Origin of the sequence: Gluconobacter aidae (assembly GCF_009547075.1) — a bacterium.
Lineage (GTDB): Bacteria > Pseudomonadota > Alphaproteobacteria > Acetobacterales > Acetobacteraceae > Gluconobacter > Gluconobacter aidae.
Genome location: NZ_WIPH01000064.1, coordinates 1 through 5578 on the forward strand (window position 1 = coordinate 1; position 5578 = coordinate 5578).

Consider the following 5578-nt stretch of genomic DNA (forward strand, 5'->3'; position numbering starts at 1 on the left):
TTTTTCGGCTGCGGCGCGGGTGCGTAATGCCTCATAAATTGGCGCTTCACCCATGCCGTCGGCCACGAACATCGCGGCAAAACTGCCCGAAAGGAGCGGAAGCAGCAGGCTGGGCGTATTGGTCATTTCCGTCACGAGAATGATCCCGGTCAAAGGTGCCCGCACCGCTCCCGCAAACATCGCCGCCATACCGACCACAACAAAGGGTGTGGTCCGCCCCGCCAGCGTGGGCGCCAGAACATGGGCCAGATCTCCGCAGCCCAGCCCCGCCAGAGCACCCAGAGCCAGCATGGGAGCGAAGAGGCCACCCGGCGTTGCTGCGGCATAGGAAATCGAGCCGAAGACCAGACGCAGGACATACAACCCTGGCAGCGCTGTCCAGATCAGCGTTCCATCGATGGCGTTTTGCGTGATCCAGTCGCCTCCACCAGCAAGGTGAGGTGTAAGCCAGACGATCAGCCCACCGATAGAGCCAATAACAGCAGCTCGGATTTCCACGCCAATAGTCATCCGTTCAGCCAGCCGTAACGTGGCCAGAACTGTCCGGTTGTAAACGACAGAGAGCAGGCCAACCACAAGTCCTGTCAGTAAAAACAGCAACTGCGTTGAAACGCTGATGACCAAGGGACTGTCGACCACCACGAAATCAGGATGACCGCCCAGCAAAGCCCGGGCGACAAGAATGGCGGACACGGAAGCGCCGAGCGCGGAACAGGCGGTGCGCGCTTCGAATTTGCCGACCAGCTCTTCCAGAACAAAGATCGCACCAGCGCCCGGCGCATTGAAGGCCGTCGCCAGTCCAGCTCCGGCGCCAGCCGCCAGCAATGACCGGCAATCCGCCGGTCCCAGCCGTAACAGCCGACCGATCGTATTGGCAGCCGTGGCACCCATCTGCACACTCGGCCCCTCACGCCCCAGCGCCAGTCCCCCGCCGATGGCCAGCAATCCTCCGATGAACTTGACCGGGATCAGGCCGATGGAAGCAGGTGTTGCAAGTCCGGCCAGAACGGCCTCGACATGAGGGATCCCGCTTCCAGAAGCCAGAGGTGCCAGTCGCCTGACCATCCAGGCCGCGATGAAAGCCGTTATACTGCCGATCGCAATCATCATCAGACCGGCGGGAAACGGGTGCGGGGCATCAAGCACCAGCGCCGTTCTCAAGCCCGCTGCATGTTCCAGTAACAGCCGGAATGTTCCACAGACTGCTCCGACAACGACACCTGTCAGGATGGACAGGAGGGAGAGCACAGTGAGGCCGCTAGGCGGCTGGATCATCACCGCTTGCTGTGTTTCCTGACTATGAGTGGTATCTGACATCACCGTCTTGCCGGATTATCATCGTTGCAAACCCGACGATTATAATGGGCTCTCCTTGGAGACTGAGAAAAGTTTAGCATCTTTGCTCCTGTGCCGATAACAACATCAGATCGGTGTCAAAGCATGCGAAATCGCCTGGATAGGCTTCAATCCCTGCCCAAAACGCGCGATTGCCACACGATCTTTCTCCAGCGCCCCATAAGGCAGATATCGGACTTTCAGATCGGCGATCCTACTGAAGGCCGGTCGCTTCAACTGTTCCCGCACATCGGCTTCTCTCTTATCCGGTGCAACAAGAAATAGTCCCTCCAGAGCCTGCGCCTCTGACCCGAGAGCAAGATCCAGCATCCGCACGATGCCGGAATAGATGGTCGTTGAATGCTCGACCTCAAAGGCGGCAACAATCCTGTGGCTGTCCCGGTCCAACCACAGGACATCGATCAGACGCACGGATTCTGCTCCCTGCGTTTCCGTCGTGAAGCCTGGCAAAACCGACAGGCAGCCGTTCCCCAGCTTACCGTCCTGCCATGGGCGACTGCGATCATTGGCCGCAATCCAGACATCGTAACCCAGAGAATGCCCCAGATCGCGAAGCCAGCCCTGAATTTCGGTATGGGTGTGATCCGTTTCCCGCTCCGCGGCGAGGATTCGGACCTCTTTTGCGCTCTGCTCCCTCACCTGGTGAAGATCGGCTTCCCAGAGTTTTCGCGCTGTTTCGTCATCCTCAAGAGGCGGCGCTGTATAGCGTCCGCTTCCGAGATCAAACAGCAGTCCTCCGATAGCGCCCAGATCATTGGAAAGCAGCGAACGATGGGTCGCATTTAGTTTCAGGATACCCTGCCGCATGGCAAGATATTCCTCCCATCGCCCCAGTTTCACCTTTGATCCGGTCAAGGCGTTATAGCCGTTCACGATCGCCGTATTGAAGGGCGGCATGATCGTCGGATGCAGGAAATACAGCAGATTGGCGACGGCTGGTCCCAGTCCCTTTATTTTGCGGGCATCGATTGCATGAATGGCCGAGACCACATGCTCTTCGGTATTGCAGCACAGACAGGTATCAAGAAGCCGCCCGAATGCTTTCTGGTTGGCAGAGTTTTCGTAGATATCGGGAATGCGTAGCTTCGGCTTCCACAAGAAAGCGTGATCCGCTCCCTTGAATATCTGACGCTGCTCAGCAATCGAATGAACAACCGTTTCCAGCGAAGAGCCACGATAGACAACCCCGAATGTGCCACCGGCAATCTCGGCAACGACCTGCTGCAGACCGCGACGAATAGACCGGAAGTTCTTGAGGCGCTCATCCCATAAAAACCAGCTCTGATAGGTGCCTGCCGAATCGGCCCGCCAGCGGAAAATGAGGTCTCGAATAAGGTCGGTCATCAGTCCAGAAACTACAATTATATTCGCTCTTGACACTGGTTGTAACAGCAACTCACGTCAATGCGGATAATCGCAAGGCTTGGCGAGGTTAAGGTCCTCACGTCCGCTTTCCGGAAAGTCGAATAGCTCCGCTTGTGACCGAGATGAGGCGAAAGCAGACCTGCTGCTATCGCCTCATTCAAGACGTAAAAGCGTAGAAAAGCATTTTCCGAAAGCGGACATTTTCCTGATTGAACGATTTTGTCCGAAGAATGAACATCGATAATCACGTCAATAAATTCAACAAAAAGCAGTGGGTAATAATTTTGTAACTTATTCTCTTGAACGCAGTTAAAGCTTGCTGCTTAACGAAGAGAACGTGATGACCCCGCCTCGTACTGCCACAGTCGTTACTGATGAAACTCCTGCTATTCCAGGGATCAATCGGGCCTTGCTCGCCTTAGGCGCTCTCAATTTCTTCATGGCGGACGTCCAGGCGGGGATAGGGCCCTTTCTGGGCGTTTTCCTTCAGCGTCACGGCTGGCAGACGGGACCGATCGGAACCGTCATGACTGTGGGTGGAGTTGCGGGAATGCTCGCCACCATTCCCGCAGGCGCGCTGATTGATCACACGACGAAAAAGCGGTTGCTCGTCATTGTGGCAGCGCTCTGCACGATTTCCGCTTCACTTCTTCTTCTAAGCTCGCAAGCCGTGCCCGTTGTGACGGTCAGTCAACTTGCAACCGCTCTGGCCGGCGCTGGAATTGGCCCTCTGATGGCTGCCATAACCCTTGGTATCGTGCGCCAGAAAGGCTTCAACACACAGATCGGTCGTAACCAGGCCTGGAACCACGCCGGCAATATGGCTGGGGCCGGACTGTCCGGCTGGCTGGGATGGCAGTTTGGCCTCTCAGCGATTTTCTTTCTTGAAGTCGCCTTCGGTCTGTTCGCCATTTCTGCGGTGCTCCTGATTCCGGAAAAATCCATAGATCATAAAGCTGCACGCGGACTGGACGATGAACCCGTTCACGATGAGGGGACGGCGGAGGGATTACGATCCTTTCTGCGACACAAGCCTCTTCTCATTCTGGCGAGTTGCTTGTGTTTCTTCCATCTCGGAAACGCCGCGATGCTCCCGCTGTACGGCATGGCGGTCGTCAGTGCAGGCAAAGGCAATCCAGCCATGTTCACGGCGATGACCGTGATGGTCGCACAGGCTGTGATGATCGTCGTGAGCCTTCTGGCCATACGTTTCGTCAGGGACCGTGGTTACTGGTTCGTCCTGCTGATATCGTTTGCCGCCCTGCCGCTGCGTGGTTTGATCGCGGGAAGCTTCATCCAGCATTGGGGGGTATGGCCGGTGCAGATCCTCGATGGGATCGGTGCGGGGCTTCAGAGTGTCGCCGTGCCGGGTCTGGTAGCCAGACTGCTGAACGGAACCGGACGGATCAATATCGGACAGGGCGTCGTCATGACGGCGCAGGGCATTGGAGCAAGCCTCTCCCCGGCTCTGGGAGGATGGCTTGCCGAAGATCTGGGATACGCCGTGGCGTTCTATACTCTGGGCTGCTTTGCAATCGTGTCACTGGGGCTCTGGATAGGCTCGGCATCGACCCTGCGATCTGCCGATCAGGTGTCGGCATGACCTTTCATCAGGAGGCAATCTGGACGATCGCTGTTCTGGCGACGGCCGGTGTTATTCTTCGACCGTTCCGGACCCCGGAGTGGGTGTGGGCCGTCATCGGAGCCACGGTCCTCATGGTGACGGGGCTGATCCCCCTCACCATGGCGGGGGCGGGTCTCGTGAAAGGCGGCGATGTCTATCTGTTTCTGATCGGCATGATGCTGCTCAGTGAAACGGCGCGTGCAAATGGGCTGTTCGACTGGATCGCGACCTGGGCCGTCAATCATGCCGCAGGCTCAACGGCCAAGCTGTTCACACTGGTCTATCTGGCCGGTGTCGTGGTGACGACCTTTATGTCCAACGATGCGACGGCTGTTGTGCTGACACCGGCAGTGTTCGCAGCAGCAAAAAAAGCAAAAGCGGATCCCCTTCCGCTGTTGTTTGCCTGCGCATTTGTCGCCAATGCGGCAAGCTTTGTCTTGCCTGTCTCCAATCCGGCGAACCTGGTTCTGTATGACGGCGCACTCCCCGCGCTGGGATCATGGATGAGGTCATTCGCGCTACCGTCGCTCCTAGCTGTCATGACGACTTATCTAGTTTTGCGCCTTATGGAGCGGGCACATCTGCGTCAGGCCTGTGCCTCTCAGGTTGAAACAACTCCGTTAACACTGGGCGGCAAAGCGGCTTTTGTCGGCCTCGTGCTAACTGCGTTCCTGCTTGTGACGGTGTCCGCTTTTGATCTGCCTCTCGGCTTACCAACAGCGCTCGCCGGTATTGGGACAGCATTGGGCGTATCGACGCTGGCACGACGATCGCCGCTTGCGCTCATACGGGATATTTCATGGGGTGTTCTCCCGCTGGTCGGCGGCCTGTTCGTTCTGGTAGCCGCCGTCGAAAGTACGGGGGTGGTCGGGGTTCTTGCCAACCTGCTTCAGCACGCCGCCAAAAGCGATCCTGTCACTGCTGCCTGGGGGGCTGGCGCTCTTCTGGCCTTCATTTCCAACATCATGAACAACCTGCCTGCCGGCTTGATTGCTAGTGAGACAGTGGCGCAGGCGCATGTCCCGCGGCTGGTGATTGATAACCTGTTGATCGGTGTGGACCTTGGCCCAAACCTTTCCGTGACGGGATCTCTGGCCACAATTCTCTGGTTGCAGGTGATCCGTCGAGAAGGCGAAGAGGTCGGGTTTCTACAATTTCTCAGGGTTGGCGCCATGGCGATGCCCGTTGCGCTCTTCACGGCACTCGCTGCCCGGCTTTTGATCGGGTGAAGAG

4 protein-coding genes are annotated in these 5578 nt (G+C 57.4%); 2 read left to right on the plus strand and 2 right to left on the minus strand.

Annotated features, from left to right (window positions below):
* Window positions 1-1275, minus strand: a 1275-nt coding sequence (locus GFJ39_RS13350; RefSeq protein WP_153431901.1) for a chloride channel protein, incomplete at its 3' end; no start/stop codon positions are given.
* A 147-nt stretch (window positions 1276-1422) separates the two neighbouring features.
* Window positions 1423-2700, minus strand: coding sequence for a type II restriction endonuclease (locus GFJ39_RS13355; protein WP_153431895.1), 1278 nt, complete (start codon window positions 2698-2700; stop codon window positions 1423-1425).
* 361 nt (window positions 2701-3061) lie between these two features.
* Between GFJ39_RS13355 and GFJ39_RS13360 the strand changes: the two genes are divergently transcribed.
* Both GFJ39_RS13360 and GFJ39_RS13365 read left to right on the plus strand, forming a co-directional pair.
* Window positions 3062-4324, plus strand: a complete 1263-nt coding sequence (locus GFJ39_RS13360) for an MFS transporter (RefSeq protein WP_194285388.1) — start codon at window positions 3062-3064, stop codon at window positions 4322-4324.
* Window positions 4321-5574: an arsenic transporter gene (locus tag GFJ39_RS13365; RefSeq protein WP_153431899.1), complete on the plus strand. Its 1254-nt coding sequence runs from the start codon at window positions 4321-4323 to the stop codon at window positions 5572-5574. Before GFJ39_RS13360 ends, GFJ39_RS13365 begins: the two co-directional genes overlap by 4 nt.
* Window positions 5575-5578 lie beyond the last annotated feature (4 nt).